We start from the raw sequence: 21663 nt of genomic DNA, 5'->3' as shown, positions 1-21663 counted from the left end.
ATAGTAACTATTGTGACTGCTGCTGCGTCTGCTCGGGATAGGTCGCCTGTGGATATTCATAAGGATTGTAAGCTGGCGACTGCATAGGCGCTTGCTCTGTCGCTTGCTCATTCTGCCGGGTCGCATAGCCCTCTCCATAAGGTCGATATGATTCGGGCGCTGGCGTGGTCCGTTCCGTAGGACGATAATATGGTTCCTGTGGCTGCCGGGTGGGCTGATAATATGTCTGTGGCTGTCTTCTCGCTTGCCTGGCAGGTTGATAATACACTGTCCGCGCACGAGGACGGGACCGTTTTGGCGCAAAAATAAAGTACATAACTGCACCAAAGATGTTGGTTACAAACATAAAGATGATCCAAAGTAATTTGCTTGTTCCACTTAAAGCTCGATTCCGGCTACAATGGATTAATGCGAGTATCCAGATAATCGTCGGAATAGCAATATACAATTCATGTGGCATATATCTTTTATCCTTTCCATTCAGGATGTTTCTTTATTTTATCTTAGCGCATGCCTGCGATTCAATTATATGCGTGAAGCTAGCCTCGGGTGGATAACGTTGAGCATTACACTTTAATAGCATTCTTTTTTACTAGTGTATATACGTAATGAACCTCCTATAGTAGCATAATCGTCAGGATCAACCCCGTGTTTTCCGCTCAATCCAGCAAGACCTGACAGGGTCAATTCGATTGGACAGACTCTTCAGCTTCATGGTGGCATAGCAGCATATCGATGAAGAAAGGCCATGGTGCAAGCCCACCATAACACACATATCCCCAACAATCCCTTCCCCCACCACGAACACGTCTCCGTAGTTACGACCCTCAGCGGTCGCTTGCCACCCGCCGCAGCGTGGTGGCCCGGTCTCTCAGCAATTCTATTCCTTCCAGACTGACTCGTTGCCTCACGCGGTGCCCAAAAGGAACCTCCCCATGGATGGCCTCACCCAGTGGTATCGCGGGGGCCCTCTCTCTGCCGGAGGTGATCACGCTGAGTGAGTCGAACTATCCAGATACCAGGCCACCACGCTGCGGCGGGTGGCAAGCGACCGCTGAGGGTCGCAGCTACGTGGTGCTTTTCATGGGACGCCTACTTTTGTAAAAAAACGCATGACGCCCAAAGGTAATTCGTTAGCGTGACGTTGCGTACATCGAGTGGCGTAGGCGCCAGGGGGAGAAATAACGGCAAAATAAAGAATGAGTTTATATTTACATGCTCCTACGTCCATACTATAATGAGCAGAAATTACAGACGAGAAATAGAGACAAGGGAGCAGTGTTTATGCTGGACAATGAACTGCTGGATGAGCCTGTGAGCTATCATAGTTATGCGATTGGTGATATTCATGGCGAGGTGAGCCTGTTGAGGCGCTTGCTCGATCTGTTGCCGTATCGGCCTGAGGATCATTTAATCTTTTTGGGAGATTATGTCGATCGGGGCGAGGATTCAATCGCGGTGATTCGTACCTTGCAGGCTATCCAGCAAGCGCATCCACATTGCTTTTTCCTGCGTGGTAATCATGAGGATGCCTGGCTGGAACAGTGGGATGGCACGAAATTCCTGGATCAACCATTGATGCCGGGTGCGCGCAAAGTCTGGGAGAGCTGCAATGGCCAGATACCGGCTGATATCGGCGAGTGGTTGAGTCAGACACGCATCGATTATGAGGATGCCAACGCCTATTATGTACACGCAGGCGTCCTACCAGACAAGCCTTTCTATTCAACGCCCCCTTACTCCAAAATGTGGGGGGCGCGCGGCTTCGCTGACAAGGATTATGACTGGGGTAAGACCGTCGTCTTCGGCCACTGGGAACAGTCCAGCCCTATGATCAAAGTCCACAAGATCGGCCTCGACACCGGAGCCTGGCGTACCGGCAACCTTACCGCTATCCAGCTCCCCGCCCGCCGCATCTTCCAGGTTCACCGCGAACTCGAAGCTTGACAAATTATGAGACGTTGTTTATCCTAATAAAAGGATATCAATAAAGCTTTTGAAGGAGTAGACACGTATGCCCGACTGCCGCTAGTTCTGTACCGTTTTCCTTTCCAGGAGAAAGTACGCCAGGATGGTATTCTTGCTTGATTTCTTTGATGTTTGGCGACATCAGGATTCTTTATGCACGGAAAAATCCTGTCTGGTGTAGGTACAGAAGGCATGATGCAGGCATTGCGTGTCATCTCTGAGTCAATCTAAAAAAAGAGGCTAAAACTCAAACGCTCAAACCTCTTTTCTCCTGGTGGGCAAACCTCACTGCATTGACAGCATTCGTCCAGGCACATGTATAGCGGCAAATAGATCATATTACGATACGCTTGCCCACTTCTGCTTCCCATTTGCTTTTCTTCCTGCATCCCCTCTCTGCTGGAAAGCATTTCTGGTACATCCCTTTCCTTTGCTCTTCATTCAAACTTTAGACACGAGAGGATGTATTCGTGAGTTTGCGACCGTTTCAACGCTACTTTGCATTATTGGCCCGCTATCTGCGCCCACAATGGTTGATGGCCCTTTTGATGGCACTGCTGCTATTGGTCAGTATTGGATTACAGTTGGAGAATCCAAGAATTCTGGGCGACTTTATCGATGTGACGGTGAAGCAGGGGCTCTCTCAGACATTGATCCTGGTGGCCCTGCTCTTTCTGGTGATATCGCTCCTCAATCAAGCGGTCTTTGTGGCTTCGGAGTATCTCTGTGAGAAGGTGGCCTGGACGGCGACCAATGCTCTGCGCAGCGATCTGCTGGCACATGTGCTGACACTGGACCAGGGCTTCCATAAGAGTCATACCCAGGGCGAGCTGCTGGAGCGCATTGATGGCGATGTTAATGATCTGACAAATTTTTTCTCGAAGTTTGTGGTGCATATGCTCTTCCATCTCTTGCTACTGATCGGCATACTGGTGGTGCTCGGCTCGATCGATTGGATCTTGAGCGTGAGTATGGGACTCTATTGTCTGCTGGTAGCGGGTGCCCTGACCTGGATGCGCCGGCCTTCGGTGGATCGCTGGGTGATGGCCCGGCAGGCCAGTTCCGAGTTCTTTGGCTTTATGGGCGAGTCGCTACAGGCCGCGGAAGATATACGCGGCAATGGTGGCCTCAACTATGTCTGGCAAAACTTCTATCAGCGTTTTTCACGCTGGTACAACACAACCTGTTATGCCGGTTGGTCGGGTGGCGCGCCCTGGATTATCTCACAGGCGCTTTTCACGCTCGGCCGGGTGCTGGGACTGGCTCTGGGAGCCTACTTATGGAGTATCCACATCGCCTCGCCCGGCACGGTCTATCTGATCTTTCTCTATAGCAATCTGCTGATGCAGCCGCTCGATAAGATCCAATGGCAACTCCAGGACCTCAATCAATCGGAGTCTTGTATTCGCCGTATCGATGGCCTGTTTAAGACCAGTTCCGCGATCCAGGATGGGCCTGGCGCTCATCTCGCTCCAGGCGCGCTGGCAGTCTCATTTGAACAGGTTTCCTTTGGCTATAAGCAAGACAATCCGGTGTTACAGGATGTTTCGTTCCAGGTGCCGGCTGGACATGTGCTGGGGATTGTCGGTCGGACGGGCAGCGGTAAAACGACGATCTCACGCCTGCTCTTTCGGATGTATGATCCTCAGTCCGGTCGAATCTGTTTGAATGGTGTTCCACTCACGGAGATGCGACTCAAGGATCTACGCCAGCGGCTAAGCTTGATTACGCAAGATGTCCAGCTCTTTGATGCTTCGGTGCGTGATAACCTGACATTCTTTGAGCGCACGATTAGCGATGAGCAGGTCCTGGCGGTGCTAGCCGAGATCGGCCTGTGGGATTGGTATCAGGTGCTCCCAGAGGGATTAGATACCCGGTTGGGTCCAACTGGAAATGGCCTGTCAGCTGGTGAGTCCCAGTTGCTGGCATTTGCACGCGTCTTTCTGACTCAACCCGATCTGGTGCTGCTGGATGAGGCTTCGTCACGCCTGGATCCTTTGACGGAACAGGTAATTGAGAAGGCGGTGGATCAACTTTTCGCAGGGCGTAGCGGAATCGTGATTGCGCATCGTCTGGCCACTATCCAGCGCGCCGATGAGATTCTGGTTGTTGAGGATGGACGTATTCTAGAGGCTGGTCCACGCGCCACGCTGGCCGCTGATCCAAACTCCCATTTCGCCCGGCTGCTACAACATGAGCAAGGAGAAGTTTTTGTATGAAGATGTACAGTATGCTTGTTAGTTTGAACCGTTATCGCTTCTTTTATCAGGCCAGAGGAGTCATCCTGGGTTTTATCTCCCATGCATCCACACTGGTATTTGGCCTGTTGTTGCAGCAACTTTTTGATCTACTGATGCGGCAACCACACTTTAGTAGTCAGCTTGCATGGTTACTGGTAGGAACATTTGCGCTCACCATGATCCAGATGGGGATGCAGTTCATCGGCTTTGATAATACGCTCAAATATCATTATCCGGTGCGCGGCCTGCTCAGCCGCAATGTGCTGGCCAATCTGTTCCGCCAGCCGGGGGCGCGAGCCCTGAATGTATCTCAGGGTGAGGCGCTGAATACGTTGCGCGATGATACAGAGACGGTCGCGTATGCGCCCGCCTTCAATCAACTTGGCGACCTCTTTTTTACCATCGTCGCCCTGATCATCCTGTTACGGATCGATGCCGTCGTCACGCTGGCAGTCCTGCTTCCCTTAGGACTGATCATCATACTGGCGCGGCTCTGGATGAAGCAGATTGAGCACTATCGTCAGGCCAGCCGTGAAGCGACCGGGAAGGTAACTGGACTGGCGGGCGAGCTGCTGGGAGCCACCCAGGCGATCCAGGTAGCCGGAGCCGAGTCGGCGGTGATTACGCGTTTCCGCCAGCTCAGTCAGCAGCGCTTGCTTCAACTTCTACGCGAACGATTACAAAATGAGAGCGTCAATGCCATCCTGGGCAATACAGTTGGACTCGGCACCGGCCTGGTGCTGTTTATGGCGGCCCTGCGCTCACATTCGTCCAATCTCAGTATCGGTGATATCGCGCTTTTCATTTTCTACATGGAATATATCACTGGTACCCTGACCGGGATAGGCAGTACGCTGGGAAACTTTGCCCAGGTACGCGTCTCGTTAACACGCTTAATGTCCTTGATGCAGGCCAGGGATCATGGTGAGAAGCTGGTCGAGCATCATCCTGTCTCTAATAAGAAGCAGGCGCTAGCGGTGCCGGAGGTAGATTGGAGCACGGAATGTGAGGAGAAGTTAGAGCTGATCACGGCCAGGCAGCTCAAGTATCATTATCCAACCAGCGGAAAGGGTATCGACGGGATCGACCTACGCCTGGCGCGCGGTACCCTGACGGCGATCGTGGGCAGGGTTGGCTCAGGGAAGACGACGCTGGTACGTACCTTGTTAGGCCAGGTAACCAGGGATGGGGGCGAGATATACTGGAATGGCCAGTCGGTCGGTGACGCGGCAGACTTCTTTGTACCGCCACGCTCGGCATACACGCCTCAGGTTCCCCATCTCTTCAGTGATACCCTGCAGGCCAATATCCTGCTGGGACAGGCTGAAGGGACGGTAGATATCCAGGCAGCCCTGCATAAAGCTGTATTGGATCAAGATGTGGCAGGCTTTCCAGACGGTATCCAGACCGAGATCGGTACACGGGGTATGAAGCTTTCGGGTGGACAGGCCCAGCGTACCGTGGCGGCCCGTATGCTGGCCCGGCCCGCAGAATTGCTAGTCCTGGACGATCTCTCCAGCGCCCTTGATGTCACCACCGAGGGCCAGATGTGGGAACGTCTCTTCGCCCAACGCGACCATACCTACCTGGTTGTCACCCACCGCCAGGCCGTACTACGTCGTGCAGATAATATCATCGTCCTGAAAGACGGCAAGCTAGAAGCCCAGGGTACGCTACAAGAACTGCTCGCCACAAACCCGGAAATGCAACGCTTATGGTCCAATGAACCCAAAACGAATGATCGTGTTTAATCGGCTTGGACCAACGTGGCGGTCACGCGTTTGTCGCTGGCGATCTTCTGGATTCTGACAACGACGTGCTGACCCTTATGATAGAGATCGGCTGGATGTGTGATGTAGCCAGAGACGGCTTGCGCCGCAGGGATCATGGCTAACACACCATCCAGATCAACATAGACCCCTTCATTGTCCAGCGTAGCGATAGTACCGGCATAAGTAAGATCTAGTTTTAGTTTGCCTAGCACCTCATCACGGCGCTGCGCATAGGTCAGCGACAGGACAAGCTGCTCGGGCTTCTTGTCCAGAATCATGACGTCAACCTCTTGTCCTGGCTGCACTACTCTCCAGGGATCAATGAAGCTTTTCTGGAGCGAGATATGGCTGGGTGGAATTGTACCTTCGATACCACCTATATCTACTTTGACCTGATGACTATAGATGCTCTTTACCCGCCCCTTACAGACATCTCCTGGTCGTAATGTGGCCAGCAACTGAGCCTCCAGGCGCTGCCGCTCAGCATCCAAATCACCCTTGGTCGATAGCTCCAGGGACAAGATATGCAAGGGACGATTAACTTCTAAGATTCTGACCTGGATCTCCTGACCTTTGAGGGCCTCCAGGCGCTGATAGATCAACTCTTCTTCAGACAATTGTTGCTCTTCAATCGTTAGATCTACCATGCGCCAGTTGACCCCCAATGTGACATGCTCAACTGTGCCTTGAATGCCGCGAATATCCACAATCAAATGATCGCCCATCAATTCAACAATATTGCCGGTTAGCATTCGATCATATTTATACTGTTCATCAAGCCATGACCAGACATCATCTTGAAACTGTTGCTCTTCTGACATCGTGCTCCTCCCTTAAATATATGATCGAATAGTATCAGTTAGTATACGCTTTAGCGCTTTTCTATGGCAAATAAAAATTTTTCCAGGGCAACAGCTACCCCATCGTCGATATTCCTCAATGTTACATAATCGGCAACAGCTTTGACTTCCTGGTGCGCATTTCCCATAGCGATACCCAGACCAGCGAAACGCAACATGTCAATATCGTTATGGTTATCCCCAAATGCAATCACCTCCTCGGGCCGAATATCCAGCATCTGTGTAATCGTCCTGAGAGCATTGGCCTTAGAGACTGCTGGATGCAGGAATTCCAGCCACTGGCCTGCGGTCTGCGTCACATAGAGTTTGCCCACAAAGGCCCGCTCCAGTTCCCGGCGCTTGGCGATCAGTGTAGCCGCATCTCCAAAGGCCCCAATCTTGATACATGGTTGTGGATACACATCCTCAATCTTCTCTACATCACGTACAGGAATGCCAGAAAGATACCAGTTATGCCGATTATAGAGTTCATGCTCGGTATATAAATAATCATTAGTATAGTAACAAAATACGAGATCTAGACGCCGTGCATATTCAATCACAGGTAAGATATAGTCAGGTGGAACCAATTGTTGATACAAAATTGTATTCGTGTTCATATCGATTACCACTGCTCCATTGCTGGTAATCTGGGGCGCATTGAGTGGAAGTCCACTGATCACCTTATGGAAACTAAAGGGCACCCGGCCCGTGGCGATCACCAGCCGCATCCCATCGGCCACGGCCCGCTGCAAGACTTCCAGCGTATATGGACTCACTTTATGTTGCGGAGTTAACAAGGTTCCATCCAGGTCAATAGCGAGGAGACGATACATAGTAGAAGAAACTCCTGACGAATAAGTCGGATCAGAGAAAGTGGATTTCACTATCTCTACTTTAGTATACGCTTTTTTTAGTCGTTCAGTTAATGACACCGTTATGCATAAACATCTGAGGAAGCGTATTTCCAGACTTGACACAGCTGCTTGAATTGGCTATCATTGTAATGAATGAACATTCAATCGGATGATTAATTATTCGATCACCATAACGCAAAATGCGATGAAAAGAATAGGGGACATGCAGCAATGGACAAGACACCTGATCTCATTCAAGAACTGATGGTGGCTGCCCGGCGTAAGCAGATCCTGGATGCGGCCACCCAGGTATTTGCCGAAAAAGGCTTTCATCGCGCCACAATTAAAGAGATCGCCCGCGTGGCTGGTATCGCCGATGGCACAATCTATACATACTTTGCGAGTAAAGATGAGGTCTTGCTGGCGGTCCTGGATCGACTGAACGAAACAACCGAACGAAAACAACAGTTTGTCCTGGGAGATGAGCAGGATCTCAAAGCTTTTTTTCGAGCGTACCTCCGGCAACGCATGGCCTTACTCTGGCCTAATGCTGAAGTGTTTCGAGCGGTCCTTCCGGAACTCTTAGTTAATGCTGAATTACGCAAGCAGTATTATGAGCAGGTACTTGCGCCAACCATTGCGGTTGGCGAACAATTTTTCCAGGGGCAGAACGAGCAGATCCAGATTAATATTCCACTGACCGTGCGAGCCATTGCTGGCACTCTGCTCGGCCTACTCTTACTGCAACTCATGGGGGACGAGGTACTCACGGAGCAGTGGGAAGAGTTGCCAGATGTGTTGACAACGCTCTTTTTTGACAAGATTTCGTAGCTATTCAGGAAAACGCGCTGCTTGAAGCGTGGCCGTTGTTGGCAAGGAAAGAAGCTATGACTATCACACATCCTACTCCAATCAGGCTGTTGGAGAAAGCACTCGTCATGTATGTGGGCCTGCTCATGGTGAGCTTATTGATCATTTTTGCCATCGAGCCATCGATCTATACCACAACTCTCTGGCCCGGATGGGTGCCGACTGAGCGTTACCCCTGGCCTGTACTTCTGTTTTTGGCTGCCTTGCTCGCCTTTCTCAGCATGCTGATATATGGAATACTCCACCGTTGGCGCTGGCTCTTCTGGGGGCTGCTCCTGGCCTGGAGCGCCTCAGTCATTCAGATTCCAATTGAAGGCTTGCAGCTCCTAGGCGTTTTTCCCAATCCCTATCCTATCTGGTATAGCCTGTTTCGCGTGGGTGTTGGATTCACTGAGCTGGGATTTGCCTGCTGGATGATCCAGTCCTATCGACAACAGGGGGTCTGGGCAATGAGAAGAAATGTAGAGCAGGTGAGTCATCTTGTACGAACAGAGCTGGGACTAATTGAGTATCGAAGCGTGGGGCAGGGTCCTGTAGTACTGGTGTTGAACGGTGGACACACGAACTGCCATTCACCACTGGGTCATGAGACTTTCTTTCTGGCACAGGGCTATCAATTGATTATCCCATCGAGACCCGGTTACGGTAGGACCCCTTCATCTACTGGAAAGCGTGCCGAAGCATTTGCTGACGCTCTGGTGAGTTTGCTTAATCTCCTCCAACTGGATCAGGTGCTTGTGGTAGGAATTTCAGCAGGTGGACCAACCGCCTTGCAACTGGCTGGTCGCCATCCTCAACGCGTCAGCAAGGTGATATTGCAGAACGCCGCCACAGATGGCCGATATGCCCGTGGAATAATACGTTTTTTGACCTATCTGTTCTTCAATCCTGTGCTGGAAGGAATGGTCTGGGCAGCCTTTCGGAGCCTGGCACGCATTGCCCCTCAGAGTGCACTCAAATGTCTGATGTGGGGCCTTACCTGTCTACCAATCGATCAAGTGCTCTCTGCAATGAGTCCTGATCAACGAAAAGGGGCCCTTGCCTTTTTGCAAGCTTCACGTTCGGGATCAGGATTTCTCCATGACATCCAGCATCACTGTGGAGATCTTGGCCGTGTGACGGCTCCTGTCCTGGTTATTACCAGTAAATATGATGGCCTGGTCGATTCTTCACATGCTATCTATGTGCAGGACCACATTCCTCAGGCTCAGCTTTTTGTCTCCGAAGCAGAGAGCCATCTGATGTGGTTTAGCGTCCATGACCATGAGATTCAGGCCAGAATGCAGGCCTTCCTGCAATTGGGGAGCATGAGAGCATAATTTTAGCTGCGTGGCTCATCGTTAAAGGGGTTAATTCTCTTTCATCGTTAGCAATGGCGCAAATGCGCCATTGCTGCACCAACCAATAAAACATGAATGGGGGCGCCTGCGCTCCCCAGGCTGGCTGAAAACACACCACTGCCATTGGGATGGGAGTAAGACATTCTCTCTGAAATGCCATTAAGGCAAGTAGCTGCCACCGCCAACCGCGAGATAGTTGCCGGTCAGATAGCTGGCCTGGTCGGTCGCTAGCAGCAGAATAGCTCCTGCGATATCCTCTGGCTGTCCAATCCGACGCAGAGGTAGGGTTGCGCCAACCTGCTGCAAGCGCTCGGGCGTAACTTCTGTTGATGCTTCCGTCTCAGTGAGACCCGGTGCCACCACATTGGCGCGGATACCGTGTGGACCAAGTTCGCCGGCCAGCACTTTCATCAGCGCTTCGACTGATGCTTTGCCCGCGGCATGTGCTCCGCTTCCAGGTGGTGTTCTCCGAGCAATCAGGCTACTGACCGCAATGAGATTCCCGCGTTTTCGCTCAATCATTAAAGGAGCCAGCACGCGCGCGGGATGGTAAATACCCACCAGTTCACCTAATACTACGTCCTGATACACATCCCAATTCGATTCCAGGAAAGAACCAAAGAGCGCCGAGTTATCGGGAACAGCTGTAGCGTTCATTACGAGCGTATCGATTGATCCCAATTGTTGCTCAACAACCTTGACCATTTCCAGGAGCTGCGCCGGATTATCGACGCTCGCCTGCACCGCGAGCGCGCGCCCGCCTTCAGCTTCAATCGAGGCGACCACTTCCCGGGCACGCTCAGCATTGGCATGATAATTGACAGCGACAGCGGCACCATGCCGGGCAAACAGACGAGCGGTGGCCGCGCCAATCCCTCGGCTCGCGCCCGTAATCAGTGCCACCTGCCCCTGTAATAGTTGAGTTGGTCGCATCTCCGCGCCGCTGGTAATGTTTTCTCTCATGTAATGTTTCCTTTACTAGCTATCACCACTCCTGGTAGCAGGCTCAGCTTTATCTGCTTAGAGCGCAGCCTTGAGCGGTTTGTAAAAATTAGTGACGTTGCCATCAGGATCGCTAAACATAGTGGCATGCTTGTGATATGCTACCATTCTGAACGATAGCTTTCTTTCAATACGCTACCATAGCGTAGCGTTTTATGTCAAGAGGAGAAAAAGAACGATGGAAGGATCGGCTCAAAGTGAGGATAAGCGGGTCGAGCGCTCTAAGGCGAAGGTTCTCGCCGAAACCTATCGTCAACTGGCGCTCAATGGCATCAGTGGCGTGACGATCGAGGGGATTTCCCGCCATTCAGGCATCCCCAAAACGACCATCTATCGTCATTGGCCGTCGCGTTCAGCGTTGCTCATCGATGCCTGTTCCCGCTTCGGGAGCGTACCCGAAGTACCGGACGTAGGAAGTTTGCAAGGTGACATGCGCGCGCTGCTGATCGACCTTGCCGAGCGCTTACAGACGGCTAACTGGAACTCGGTCTATCCTTCGATCATTGATGCCGCTGAGCGCGATTCTGTGATCGCGAGCATGCAGACCGCTATGCAAAAAAGCTTCATGACGCCGTTTGAAATCGTCATAGAGCGGGCCCGGGCCAGAGGGGAGATTTCGTCGCGGCAATCCACAGATGATCTGGTTGCGATACTGGTGGGGCCTCTCTTTTACCAGCGCTGGTTCTCGAAACAGAAGATCGATAGCAGCTTCATTGATACGATCATCGACCTTGTGATTCGCTCGACGTCGGACGTGGGATAATAGCCCGCTGTTTTCAACGGTCGTCAGAGGTCTACTGGAACAGGCCGCATGCGCAAGAACCTCAGCTTGCCGCACGCCTGTCCGGGGCCCATTACACCAGAGCAATACCTGTTCAGCACATCACAAACAAAATCTATCATAAACTGCAATACTTGATATTTATCAGGATTCAGGCAGGAGAAGAGAGCAAGATCGGAGAAGTTTTTTTCGTGTCCTCATGCTATACTCCGAAAGCGAGCATCGTTCGTTGTGTGGAGCCGAGCTTTGTCTTCATACATAAACACGAAATGCATAAGAGAGATCTGGCGGCATCGCCTTTCTCCCATTCTCCAACAATTGATAAGGATGGCTTCTGATGAGAAAATTTATCGTCCTCACGTTTCTCACGCTTGATGGGGTCATGCAAGCACCTGGTATGTCTGATGAAGACACTTCCGACGGTTTTAAATATGGTGGTTGGAGTGCGCCGTATTTTTACGAAGCTGACGAAGCGGCTGGTACGTTCATGGAAAAATATATGCAGCCTGCAGATCTTCTTTTGGGGAGAAAAACCTTTGAATTTTTTGCTTCTTTCTGGCCGACACATGCAGACATGTGGCCAGGCATCAATGACGTCACAAAATATGCTATCAGTACCACTATAGACAAATCAGATTGGAACAACTCAGTTTTTCTTAAAAGTGTCGATGACATCAAAAAACTCAAGAATTCAGAAGGCCCTGCTATCCAGGTTCACGGCAGTGGCAACCTGATCCAGACACTACTCAAACACGATCTGGTTGATGAGCTGTGGTTGAAGACGTTCCCCGTCACGCTCGGTAGCGGCAAGCGTCTATTTAGTGGAGGCACTATTTCGGCAGCCTTTACATTAACAGACAGCCTGATTACGCCAAACGGAGTAATTTTCGCCAATTATGAGCGAGCCGGAGAAGTCAAGACAGGTACTGTTGGAGCTTGATCTGATGGCTCAATATGCATCCCGGTCATCAAAAAGGCGAGAGGCATGTGAAACGCCCTCGCCCTTGCCCAAGAGTGCTTATCTCCCTTAGTGGCCAGCCCCTTGTACGGTGATCCGTTCACCCAGTCCAAGCGCCTGCAACAACTCCCGTTGAATGGGTTCTGTCGTCTGATTGACGGCAGTGGGCGCACCACCCCCCATCAAGGGATCGACCACTGTGCGTAAAGGCCGTTGCCCCACTGGAGTTTCAATCAACTGGAGGACTGCCGAAACCAGAACCTGCGCATCAGGAGCCTGCTGGCTCTGTAAATTTGCCTTGACCCCATTCCATAGTTGATCAGGCAGGTCGCCGTCTGGAGCATAGCCATCGGTCCGTGCTTGATCTGCCGGCTTCATCATTTTGGACCAGTAGTCGGTCGGAAAGCCACCTGGTTCAACGATGACGACATCCACCCCTGACGGTGCCAATTCATAGTGATAGCTCTCGCAAAGTCCCTCCACCGCGAACTTCGAAGCGGTATAAGCACCGGCGAAGGGGATGACAATCCGGCCCTGGAGGCTGGAGATGGTGATGATCAGCCCGCTGCGCTGGGTACGCATGGCGGGCAGGACGGCACGCATCATTCTCTGGATAGCAAAGACATTGACATCAAACGTCTGCTGAAATTGCGCGACCGAAAAGGCCTCGGTGTATCCTCCCCCACCAATGCCCGCATTATTAATTACTACATCGAGCCTCCCAGCCTGTTGCAACACCTGGTCAACGGCAGCAGTAACCGAGCTCTCATCGGTCACATCCAGTTCCAGCAGGTGCAAACTACCCGGCTGATCTTGCGCATAACGACGTAACTGCCCGGCGGGTTCAGCATTGTATCCTTCGAGTTGGCGCATGGTGGCAAAAACTGTATATCCCTGGGTCAACAATCTCTGAGTTAGCAAAAAACCAAACCCGCTGCTGCTTCCGGTCACTAAAATAGTTTGTGTACTCATGGAAATTCCTCGCTCTTTCTTTGAAAATGAATATCAGTAGTAATAAAATCATGTTGTCCTGTTGTATTATCCTTTCATCCTCCTTTTACCTCGAAAGCGCCAACACGTCTGGCTTTCAGTGGGAAAATGGCGCCTCCGGAGTCTGTTTCTCAACCGGGAACTGGATCTCGATCAGGTAGTCGTCCAGGTCACCTTCGCGTCGCAGACACACCTTGCGACAGACGCCGGTGATGGTGTAGGCGTACTCTTCAATCCATGCCCCCAGCGCATGATAAGCCTCGCCAATCAGATATGGGCTGCCATGATAGAGCGTACTGACCATCAAAGGCTCCGCTGGCAAGTCGCGCAAAGCCACACGTTCCCCTCGATATTCGGTAAGCTTGCCCACCGACGAACGCTCTACTGGAACCGCGACCTCCACGTCGATATCCATGCGCGTATACTCCCGCTCATAGTAGAGATAAAGCACTGGACCGACGGGCTTGACCTTCTGCTGTCTAAGAAAGATCAACAGGTCGTCGGCATACTGTGCTTTCTGAGCCAGATTGGCAACTACATCGCGCGTTGAGACGACCGTCAAGGGTTCGACACTCTTGAGGATCACCTCGTAGGTGGGCATCCGCCTCCCTTGTTCCAGAGATTTCAAGCGCGTTTCTATGTGTGAGATCCGCTCCTGCTCCTCTTGAACGCGTCGCCGGAGTTCTACTTGTTTGGCCCGCAGCATCTTCTGGATGGTCTCGGCAGAAATATCCTGGTCGAGGATCTGAACGATCTGGGTGAGATCCAGGCCGACCTCCTTGAGCGCCATAATCCGATGCAGTCGAGAAAGCTGGTCGAGCTCGTAGAAACGATACCCGGTCTGCTGATCGACGTGTGCTGGCTGAAGAAGTCCAATCTCGTCATAATAGCGCAACGCCGACATCGCAACCTGACCGATCCTGGCAAAATCGCTAATTTTTAGCATGATCACCCTCTTTGCGTGAGATAGGAAGGAGCAGGAATGCTCTTCATGAAGAGAATACCACTTTCAAGTAGGTTGAAAGTCAAGAGGAAATGAGCCGATTCTACAGCTAGATGGGAAGAAAGGATCCGCTTCTTGCTGACCTACCCATGCAGACATGTGGTCAGACAAGCTGTGCTGGCAAAAAAATGGGCCATGTATCACGCCCAAGCACGTGATACATGGGCATTTTGGTAATTACTCCATTCATATCGTAGGCATTTTTTATTGGTGCATTGCCATAAAGCAGAATAATTATAAGAATCGAGCCTGAAAAACTGAAGCGTTAAAAGACTCTTTGGCGTGTCAAATATAGATTAAGCTACATATCTAGCCTTATCGAATCCATATAGAATAAACAAAAGAGCAGAAGACGTATAAGATAAAGACGTTATAGGAAGACGCATAATGATGAGCCATTATATGACGGACATAACTTCGCGCCAGAAGATCTGCAAGTTGGTTACACTCATAATGCTTGCAAATTATCAATAAAACAAGGATGTGACATCAGCATATGAATAATAGGTATAATGCAGAACAGCGCCAGACCCTCAAGCGTTACGATCCCATCTGGAAATCACTACGCATCGATCGTGGTATCAGCATTCTTCAGGGGCTCACTTATGTGGGTATCATTGCTTTTTATATTTCACTGTACAGAGCCGCGCCAAACCTCAACTTTGGCATCTTTCTGTTTGCTATATTACTACTTCAGCTTATCTTCAATCAGGTACGACAGGAACGGCATTGGTTGCGTGTTGGGGAGCGCCGCCTGTATGCACTACACAATGAGGTACCGATACAGGAACAAATAGTAAAAGATCCTGCCACGCCACCAGCAGCTCTACCATTTGTAGTAGCGCTGGATTGGAAGCGCAATATGCTTATCACTATTGGTGTAGTGACGACGATCTTTATTGTAGTGGTAGTGGCAATGCTTTTCTCGCCGGCGACTTCTGATCAAAGTATCTTTATAGCTATACTCTTCTCTGCAATTATCTTTTTTTGGGTTGTCATGATACTGCTCTCACTGGCCTATCAGGCATATTTCTTGCGGCAACGTATCGAGGTCAGCGAGGAGGGCATTACGACCCGCTTCCGAGGCCAGGAATATCACATACGCTGGCAGGATGCGCGCATCTTCGCGCAATATAGCTCGGGCACCATGGGGCAATATAAGCAGATCTTTGAGCTCTCTAATGAACAGGTCATTGTACGCTGGTCCCAGGGCAATTTTGTAGGAAACTTTTTGCTGAAGACCAGGAGCAATACAACTGGCAAGCAGGATTATAACTGGCTGATTGGACGCGTGAATGCCCTGGTGGCAGAGAATACAAACTTGCCACTCATAAGCCTGGATAATACCTCGCCGATCAAACTCAATTCAGAGGTACGACAACACCTGCGGGGTCTTATCGATACACAGGCCGAACCAACATCCACGGCCATAGCGCTGGCTCAGCATGATCCGCTGGTAAAGCGCTTACAGTGGCAAGGCGAGAGCGGACGGGCAGTCCTGATAGCATGTGGGGTCAGCCTGCTGTTATTCATCTATGGGATACTAAACCTGGCCCATCTACTGGTCATCCCTCCCCTAGAAAGCTTTGGCAATGGCTTCTGGCTGGTGATCGGTGGTATGCTGTTCGTGGTATTCGCATTCACACTGGGTATCCTGTCGATCAGCCAACGCTACTGGCAACGCATAGCCAGCCTGCGCCAGCGTGCCTCACAAACTCCAGCTACCTTTGAGGTATCCCCTCAACCCACGCCAACTACCGAAATATTACAACCGGCCAGCCTGATCATTCGCAATCGCTTCAGTTACCTATTTATCATATTTTTTGTAGAGTCCTTCATAATCTGGTCACTTATAAATGGTAGCCTCATCAATGCCCTGCTTCATCAACGCCTGGAATCCACCGGACTCCTGATCTCGTTGGTGCTCGCGCTACTGATGAGTGTCCTTATGACCCCATTTATCCAGCGCGCCTCGCAGCGACGCATTGAGGTTAGCGCCCACGGCATCTCGACGCGCCTCAATATGGTGGATAGCTATATCAACTGGCAGGATGCCCGATTGTTTGCGCGCTACCAGAACATGCAACTACGACAGCGATCTACGCGCAACCGCTACTATGAGCTTGCCAGCCAGCAGACAGTGGCACGCTGGCTTGTGAACAGGAACCATTTTTCCTTCATCACAACCGAACCCAAAATGAGCCAGGAGCAATACGAAAACTGGTTACAAGCCCTGGACGGCTACATTACGGCACGCACCCAACTACCCTTATTAGATTTAGATACAGAAGAGATGAAATAATATGCTTGAGAATCATTTTAGTGACGCGACCTTTACGCCAGAAGATCCACAGTTAACCACATACAACAACAGCAATTTTAAGTTTTTATTGATCTTCAATGGTATTGCATCCTGCATATACTTATTGGCGCTACTAACCCTTTTTATACCAGGAATATTTAGTTTAATTACAGCTCTCAGAGGTGTCGCTTTATTCATCGTTTTCGTATTGAATTTCTTGACAACTTTTTATAATTCATATTTACCATCACGGTATTGGCATAGATTACAGCAGAAGCGACCCCTGGCCTTCGAGCAGCCTGGAAACTACCTATCTGCATATCAACCCGCTTCATTCCCCGAACTGCCCCAACCAGATAGAGTCGCGATCATAACAAAAACAAGCATTATATTGCTGCCATATATCTTCATCATAACTCCAGTGATCTGCTTGTTATTTTTCAGCACGTCTCTGCTTATGGCATTGCTGATCGGGGTCGTAGTCGCTGTGCTAGTATCTATAGCGTTTCTGGTGACAGTATATGTACAACGCAACCAGCCACGATATCCCTATGTCGAGGTGTCCCAGGACGGTATCGCTGCGGCGATGGATAAGATTCGAGAGCCACTGCCATGGCAGGATATCTGCTTCTTCGCAACCTACCAGGGACCATACACACCTTTTATGCTCACTAGCAGCAAACATGCCCGTTATTATGAGCTAGCTAGCCCCCAGCGGATCATACGCTGGCAATATCAGCCCAAACGCTCTCCGCTTATAGCAATCCAGCCGAAACTCGATCAGGCCGCCTATGATCGCTGGCACCAGCAACTGCTAGGCTACATCAAAGAACGTACCAACCTGCCCCTGGTCGACCTGGACGCCGTACCAGAGCAATCCGAAAAAAATAAGCGAAATAGTTATACTCAATCCTTGCATCAATAATCATAAATATTGGTCTTGCATCAAAGCAGAGAGGTGAATTTATTTTATGCGCCATACCCACTCTTTATATAATGCGGCCCAGCGCCGGGCGCTCAGACGCTTCGATCCCATCTGGAAATTTATGTATATTGAGCGCGGCATACACATCTTCCTGGCCCTATTCTGGCTGACTTTCATTGTCATAGGAAGCGTACTAATACAGACAGAACGAACATGCCGTCGTGCGCTGGTCGTATACAGATGCGTTGAGCAAGTTACTGTTGAAAATGACGGTCAGCGATACCGACAACCTGAAGTATAAGATGATGATACGTGCGGTTCTTGCCTCACTTGCTTGCTTCTGGCTTGGAGAATCGCTCCCCAAATGTGCTATGCAGCGCTGAAAAAACGTAGCATAGCACATTCTTTTGATTTGTTAGAACATCACAGATAAAAGTGAGACAAGCCACGCATCGACTATACCTGTCCCCAGGTAAATTTCTCCCAGCCCTGGATCTGGGTCACCATGGCGTCCAGCGGGGTATTGTTCTGGTCGGTACGCGCACTCACATAATTCCCGTTGGCCTGGGCCTGAAGCGCGATGGTGCCATCACTCTGTGGGAGCCAGGTAAATTCCTCCCAGGCCTGCACCTGGGTCGCGCTCGCATCAAGTGGATTATTGCTCTGATCGATTCTGGTACTCACATAATCCCCGTTGGCATGGGACTTCAGGGCGATCCGTCCATTGCCGGCATCGATCACATCAAACTCTTCCCAGGCCTGCACCTGGGTCGCGCTTGCATTCAGGGGATTATTGCTCTGATCGATTCTGGCACTGACATAGTTGCCATTGGTCGCATTGAGCCAGATGGTTTTGCCGATGGGTGCGCCAGAGCCGCCGCCAGACTGGGTTCCACTCCATTTAAACGTGGCCGCCGCGCCCGCCGGTAGCGTATAGGCAAAGTTCTCGCCTCCCCACTGCACGTTGAAGGTCTGGCTACTGGACGCGGAGTTGTAGGCAACCAGTACCTTCGAGCCATCAGAATTCTTGAACGCCACATCCTGAATGCCATTGTTTCCCGCGCTGGAATCGATATGGTAAGCACCAGGAGCAACAAACTTACTGGCCTGTCCCAGACCATAATAATCCCCGTTGTAGGTCACATTTCCGCTATTCTGATCGACGCTCACCACGCCACGGCAGGTGGAGCAGGCCGCGCCCGTCCCAAGGTTAGGCTGGCCATTTGGATCGAGCACCATGCCCCAACGCACAACCGACTTGCCCCAGTTGCGCACAACACCGATGAGCAGGGACATCGTGTTTGGGAAACCATTGCTGTTCTCCCAGGTGCCACCAGAGCATTCAGTCTCCCAGGTATCCTTGTTGGAGAAAGAGTTGTGTACGGTCGTCTGGGCGTCGACGGTACCACCATAGCAGTGCCAGGCGGTGCCAGCGGTATAAGAATTGGCGCTGGCATCACCCAAGATAGTGTTGGGATAGCTGGGCTGATCCCAGTTGTGGTCGTAGCCCAGGATCTTTGTCGTAATGCCATTCTGCGCGAAGGTTGGTCCCAGGTTGTTTTTGATAAAATTGGTCTCATCCGTAGCCGGAAAAGACATGCCGGGATAGCCGTTGGGCACGTAGAGCGGTTCGTTCTGGGGAGTAATCGCGTAGATGGGTAAGCCCTGTGCCTGGTAGGCCTGAACATACTTTGCAAAATAGTTGGCATAGGCACTATAGGCGTTGCTATTGAGCGTACCACCCTCCATGGAACCGCTCGACTTCATCCAGCCTGGAGGACTCCAGGGCGTACCCATAATTTTAAGCGCGGGATTAATCTGCAAAGCCTGCTTTAGGACAGGAATAATGTAGGCTGTGTCGTGATTAATAGAGAAATGCGCCAGCGAGAAATCGGTCTGGCCGGCGGGTATATCATCATAGGAATATTCACCCACAGTTGGGGCCGGTGGCGTCAGGTCCGAGGCACCTAGCGGCTGACGCAAGAAGCTCAGACCAATACCACTCGTACTGCTAAAAAGGTTATTCATCAGGGTAGAACGCTGGCTGCTACTCATCTTGTTATAGACTAGCCAGGCACTGGAATCCGCAAAAGAAGCACCAAAACCATCCATCTGCTGATACGTCTGATTCTCGTTGACGCTAATCACATTGCCACCACCACCCCCATTGGCAAAGGTCAGGTTGGCCTGGGGCGCCAGGTGGGTACTCAGATCGCTAGTGGTGAGCCAGACGTTGACCGTTTCACCGGCCGCGTGGATCGGTGTAGGACTGGAGAAGATAGCCACAATGCTAAAGAGTAAGATGGTACAAATAACAGAAACGTGAAGGGAGCGCACAGTAAAGGTGCGCAGCGGGGTCGACCAGTGCATAGAATCCTCCTTGAAATACATGTTGGTCGCACAAATCGAGAGAAAAAGGCTGGATGGCTACCATAGGCAACCACCTCTGTAGATAGCTGGACAAGCTGTTGTAAGGAAATACGGATGGCAGCATACGCAATAGATAAAAAGGACTACGACGTCCTCTGCTGAATTCCTTACTGGGCCGCCAGTGAATTATGTTGTGTGTCGATCATATAAATGCCAGAGGTAAAGAAGCTATCGTGAGCAAGCAGGGCCGCACCAATACTGCCAGCATCCTTCCCAAGTTGGCTGACAAGTATCTGTGTTGCGCCAAACGGCGATTCGAGCGCATAACGAGCCACAAACTGCCGCACCTCAGGCAAGAGATATGGACCAAGCAAGGTACCAACCCAGCCACCCATAATGATGGATTGCGGATTGAATAGATTGATCAGGTTAGCCAGGCCCGCTCCCAGGTAGTGGGCTGTATCATGTAAGACCTGAATGGCTGCCCCATCTCCCTGCTGGGCCGCTTCAAGAATCGCGGAGAGCGCTTGCATCTCATCCTCATTCGAGACCAGCGGACTAGTAGGGACAAGTTGCGTGAAGCGACGAATGATCGCGCTGGCACCGATATAGGCTTCGAGACACCCACGGTGCCCACAGCGACAGACAGCCCCATCCAGGGCCATCACGGTATGCCCCCATTCACCAGCACTATTGGTTTTACCGCGATACAGTTTCCCTTCATAGATAATGCCCGCGCCAACCCCGGTTCCCAGGTTCACAACGATCATCGTTTCAGCGCCGGCCTCCACCTCCCTTTTGCGCAGTTCGGCCAGGGCCATGGTTTTAGAACCATTGTCCAGGAAAAGCGGTATGGGCAGGGCCTGACTAATCAGTGCTTTAAGCGGCACGCGCTGCCATTGCCAGGAAGGGGCCAGAACCGCATCATTATCGGTGTGGTCAACCAGGCCCAACACGCCCAGACCCATACCCAAAACTTTTTCAGCAGGGATGGCTAAAGCGGCAAGGAGCGTGGTAACACCCTCGATAACACATTGCACAGCCTTCGTGGGATGATTCTCTTCACCATGCAAAAAATAGTGCGCGGTGCGCAGATTTCGCAGGGTCAGGTCAAATAGCTCCACCACCACATCGGTCTCGCCAATTTCGGCGCCAAAGAAATAGCCATATTCACGATTGAGGCGCAAAATCGTCCTTGGCCGGCCGCCATTGGAGGGTTCAAGGCCAGCCTCCAGGAGTATACCCTCGGCAAGGAGTTCAGCCACAACATTTGTAACGGTAGCGACACTTAAACCAGCGCTCTGACTCAATTGCAAACGGCTGATATCTCCGGCACGATAGATCGCGTGCAACACTATCGACCGATTAACGCGCCTGACGTCGCGCGATGTAAGGCTGGCGGTTAGCACATTCCTACCCCTCATACAGGATAATCAGCGAATACAA

The 21663-nt window shown here is 51.2% G+C and carries 19 protein-coding genes; 11 read left to right on the top strand and 8 right to left on the bottom strand.

The features are described 5' to 3' along the window. Positions 1 to 7: 7 nt before the first annotated feature. Positions 8 to 460, bottom strand: coding sequence for a PLD nuclease N-terminal domain-containing protein (locus EL633_RS33470; RefSeq protein ID WP_126631544.1), 453 nt, complete (start codon positions 458 to 460; stop codon positions 8 to 10). 479 nt (positions 461 to 939) lie between these two features. Here EL633_RS33470 and EL633_RS36840 point away from each other — a divergent pair, with 479 nt between their 5' ends. The 4 genes from EL633_RS36840 to EL633_RS33455 all read left to right on the top strand — a co-directional run bounded on the left by EL633_RS36840 (position 940) and on the right by EL633_RS33455 (position 5959). Beyond that, positions 940 to 1104, top strand: a complete 165-nt coding sequence (locus EL633_RS36840; RefSeq protein ID WP_161982665.1) for a hypothetical protein — start codon at positions 940 to 942, stop codon at positions 1102 to 1104. Between the two features lie 180 nt (positions 1105 to 1284). Next, entirely contained in the window at positions 1285 to 1947 is a 663-nt protein-coding gene (locus EL633_RS33465) for a metallophosphoesterase (protein ID WP_161982664.1), read from the top strand. A 491-nt stretch (positions 1948 to 2438) separates the two neighbouring features. Then, positions 2439 to 4187, top strand: coding sequence for an ABC transporter ATP-binding protein (locus tag EL633_RS33460; protein WP_246039315.1), 1749 nt, complete (start codon positions 2439 to 2441; stop codon positions 4185 to 4187). Further along, positions 4184 to 5959, top strand: a complete 1776-nt coding sequence (locus EL633_RS33455; RefSeq protein WP_126631542.1) for an ATP-binding cassette domain-containing protein — start codon at positions 4184 to 4186, stop codon at positions 5957 to 5959. Before EL633_RS33460 ends, EL633_RS33455 begins: the two co-directional genes overlap by 4 nt. On the opposite strand, the gene EL633_RS33450 is transcribed toward EL633_RS33455, so the two are convergent. Both EL633_RS33450 and EL633_RS33445 read right to left on the bottom strand, forming a co-directional pair. Then, positions 5956 to 6801 carry a S1 RNA-binding domain-containing protein gene (locus tag EL633_RS33450; RefSeq protein ID WP_126631541.1) on the bottom strand — a complete coding sequence of 282 codons (846 nt, stop codon included), beginning with the start codon at positions 6799 to 6801 and terminating at the stop codon, positions 5956 to 5958. The two genes, EL633_RS33455 and EL633_RS33450, sit on opposite strands and share 4 nt — an antisense overlap. Positions 6802 to 6851: 50 nt before the next feature. After that, on the bottom strand, positions 6852 to 7655 hold the full coding sequence (locus EL633_RS33445; RefSeq protein ID WP_126631540.1) for a Cof-type HAD-IIB family hydrolase: 804 nt from the start codon (positions 7653 to 7655) through the stop codon (positions 6852 to 6854). Between the two features lie 252 nt (positions 7656 to 7907). Between EL633_RS33445 and EL633_RS33440 the strand changes: the two genes are divergently transcribed. Both EL633_RS33440 and EL633_RS33435 read left to right on the top strand, forming a co-directional pair. Further along, a complete protein-coding gene (locus EL633_RS33440) occupies positions 7908 to 8507 on the top strand; it encodes a TetR/AcrR family transcriptional regulator (RefSeq protein ID WP_126631539.1) in 600 nt (199 codons plus the stop codon). Between the two features lie 56 nt (positions 8508 to 8563). Further along, positions 8564 to 9865 (top strand): alpha/beta fold hydrolase, encoded by a 1302-nt coding sequence (locus tag EL633_RS33435; RefSeq protein WP_126631538.1) that lies wholly within the window; start codon positions 8564 to 8566, stop codon positions 9863 to 9865. A gap of 180 nt (positions 9866 to 10045) precedes the next feature. On the opposite strand, the gene EL633_RS33430 is transcribed toward EL633_RS33435, so the two are convergent. Next, on the bottom strand, positions 10046 to 10849 hold the full coding sequence (locus EL633_RS33430; RefSeq protein WP_126631537.1) for an SDR family NAD(P)-dependent oxidoreductase: 804 nt from the start codon (positions 10847 to 10849) through the stop codon (positions 10046 to 10048). Between the two features lie 217 nt (positions 10850 to 11066). Between EL633_RS33430 and EL633_RS33425 the strand changes: the two genes are divergently transcribed. Beyond that, complete coding sequence (locus EL633_RS33425) at positions 11067 to 11651, top strand: TetR/AcrR family transcriptional regulator (protein ID WP_126631536.1); 585 nt, start codon at positions 11067 to 11069, stop codon at positions 11649 to 11651. 355 nt (positions 11652 to 12006) lie between these two features. Then, positions 12007 to 12609 carry a dihydrofolate reductase family protein gene (locus EL633_RS33420; protein WP_126631535.1) on the top strand — a complete coding sequence of 201 codons (603 nt, stop codon included), beginning with the start codon at positions 12007 to 12009 and terminating at the stop codon, positions 12607 to 12609. A gap of 87 nt (positions 12610 to 12696) precedes the next feature. Here EL633_RS33420 and EL633_RS33415 read toward each other — a convergent pair whose 3' ends face one another. Together EL633_RS33415 and EL633_RS33410 are read right to left on the bottom strand one after the other, a co-directional pair. Continuing rightward, entirely contained in the window at positions 12697 to 13599 is a 903-nt protein-coding gene (locus tag EL633_RS33415; protein WP_126631534.1) for an SDR family oxidoreductase, read from the bottom strand. A 115-nt stretch (positions 13600 to 13714) separates the two neighbouring features. Further along, positions 13715 to 14563, bottom strand: a complete 849-nt coding sequence (locus tag EL633_RS33410; protein WP_126631533.1) for a MerR family transcriptional regulator — start codon at positions 14561 to 14563, stop codon at positions 13715 to 13717. A 553-nt stretch (positions 14564 to 15116) separates the two neighbouring features. Between EL633_RS33410 and EL633_RS33405 the strand changes: the two genes are divergently transcribed. The 3 genes from EL633_RS33405 to EL633_RS33395 are packed head-to-tail and all read left to right on the top strand — an operon-like array spanning position 15117 to position 18148. After that, entirely contained in the window at positions 15117 to 16922 is a 1806-nt protein-coding gene (locus EL633_RS33405) for a hypothetical protein (protein WP_126631532.1), read from the top strand. 1 nt (position 16923) lies between these two features. Continuing rightward, positions 16924 to 17847, top strand: a complete 924-nt coding sequence (locus EL633_RS33400; RefSeq protein ID WP_126631531.1) for an ABC transporter ATP-binding protein — start codon at positions 16924 to 16926, stop codon at positions 17845 to 17847. Positions 17848 to 17893: 46 nt separating this feature from the next. Continuing rightward, positions 17894 to 18148: a hypothetical protein gene (locus tag EL633_RS33395; RefSeq protein ID WP_126631530.1), complete on the top strand. Its 255-nt coding sequence runs from the start codon at positions 17894 to 17896 to the stop codon at positions 18146 to 18148. A gap of 155 nt (positions 18149 to 18303) precedes the next feature. Here EL633_RS33395 and EL633_RS33390 read toward each other — a convergent pair whose 3' ends face one another. Both EL633_RS33390 and EL633_RS33385 read right to left on the bottom strand, forming a co-directional pair. Then, complete coding sequence (locus EL633_RS33390; protein ID WP_126631529.1) at positions 18304 to 20217, bottom strand: glycoside hydrolase family 30 beta sandwich domain-containing protein; 1914 nt, start codon at positions 20215 to 20217, stop codon at positions 18304 to 18306. 167 nt (positions 20218 to 20384) lie between these two features. Further along, positions 20385 to 21626 (bottom strand): ROK family transcriptional regulator, encoded by a 1242-nt coding sequence (locus EL633_RS33385; RefSeq protein ID WP_161982663.1) that lies wholly within the window; start codon positions 21624 to 21626, stop codon positions 20385 to 20387. Between the last annotated feature and the right edge of the window lie 37 nt (positions 21627 to 21663).

Origin of the sequence: Dictyobacter alpinus (assembly GCF_003967575.1) — a bacterium.
Classification (GTDB): Bacteria; Chloroflexota; Ktedonobacteria; order Ktedonobacterales; family Ktedonobacteraceae; genus Dictyobacter; species Dictyobacter alpinus.
Note: the sequence above shows the minus strand (reverse complement) of the source record. Positions and strands in the feature narration are given on the sequence as shown.

Bases quoted from the DNA above. Each gene is read 5' to 3' on its own strand.
- EL633_RS33470 (WP_126631544.1), bottom strand. From the start codon at position 460: ATGCCACATGAATTGTATATTGCTATTCCGACGATTATCTGGATACTC.
- EL633_RS36840 (WP_161982665.1), top strand. From the start codon at position 940: ATGGCCTCACCCAGTGGTATCGCGGGGGCCCTCTCTCTGCCGGAGGTG.
- EL633_RS33465 (WP_161982664.1), top strand. From the start codon at position 1,285: ATGCTGGACAATGAACTGCTGGATGAGCCTGTGAGCTATCATAGTTAT.
- EL633_RS33455 (WP_126631542.1), top strand. From the start codon at position 4,184: ATGAAGATGTACAGTATGCTTGTTAGTTTGAACCGTTATCGCTTCTTT.
- EL633_RS33450 (WP_126631541.1), bottom strand. From the start codon at position 6,801: ATGTCAGAAGAGCAACAGTTTCAAGATGATGTCTGGTCATGGCTTGAT.
- EL633_RS33445 (WP_126631540.1), bottom strand. From the start codon at position 7,655: ATGTATCGTCTCCTCGCTATTGACCTGGATGGAACCTTGTTAACTCCG.
- EL633_RS33440 (WP_126631539.1), top strand. From the start codon at position 7,908: ATGGACAAGACACCTGATCTCATTCAAGAACTGATGGTGGCTGCCCGG.
- EL633_RS33435 (WP_126631538.1), top strand. From the start codon at position 8,564: ATGACTATCACACATCCTACTCCAATCAGGCTGTTGGAGAAAGCACTC.
- EL633_RS33430 (WP_126631537.1), bottom strand. From the start codon at position 10,849: ATGAGAGAAAACATTACCAGCGGCGCGGAGATGCGACCAACTCAACTA.
- EL633_RS33425 (WP_126631536.1), top strand. From the start codon at position 11,067: ATGGAAGGATCGGCTCAAAGTGAGGATAAGCGGGTCGAGCGCTCTAAG.
- EL633_RS33420 (WP_126631535.1), top strand. From the start codon at position 12,007: ATGAGAAAATTTATCGTCCTCACGTTTCTCACGCTTGATGGGGTCATG.
- EL633_RS33415 (WP_126631534.1), bottom strand. From the start codon at position 13,599: ATGAGTACACAAACTATTTTAGTGACCGGAAGCAGCAGCGGGTTTGGT.
- EL633_RS33410 (WP_126631533.1), bottom strand. From the start codon at position 14,563: ATGCTAAAAATTAGCGATTTTGCCAGGATCGGTCAGGTTGCGATGTCG.
- EL633_RS33405 (WP_126631532.1), top strand. From the start codon at position 15,117: ATGAATAATAGGTATAATGCAGAACAGCGCCAGACCCTCAAGCGTTAC.
- EL633_RS33400 (WP_126631531.1), top strand. From the start codon at position 16,924: ATGCTTGAGAATCATTTTAGTGACGCGACCTTTACGCCAGAAGATCCA.
- EL633_RS33395 (WP_126631530.1), top strand. From the start codon at position 17,894: ATGCGCCATACCCACTCTTTATATAATGCGGCCCAGCGCCGGGCGCTC.
- EL633_RS33390 (WP_126631529.1), bottom strand. From the start codon at position 20,217: ATGCACTGGTCGACCCCGCTGCGCACCTTTACTGTGCGCTCCCTTCAC.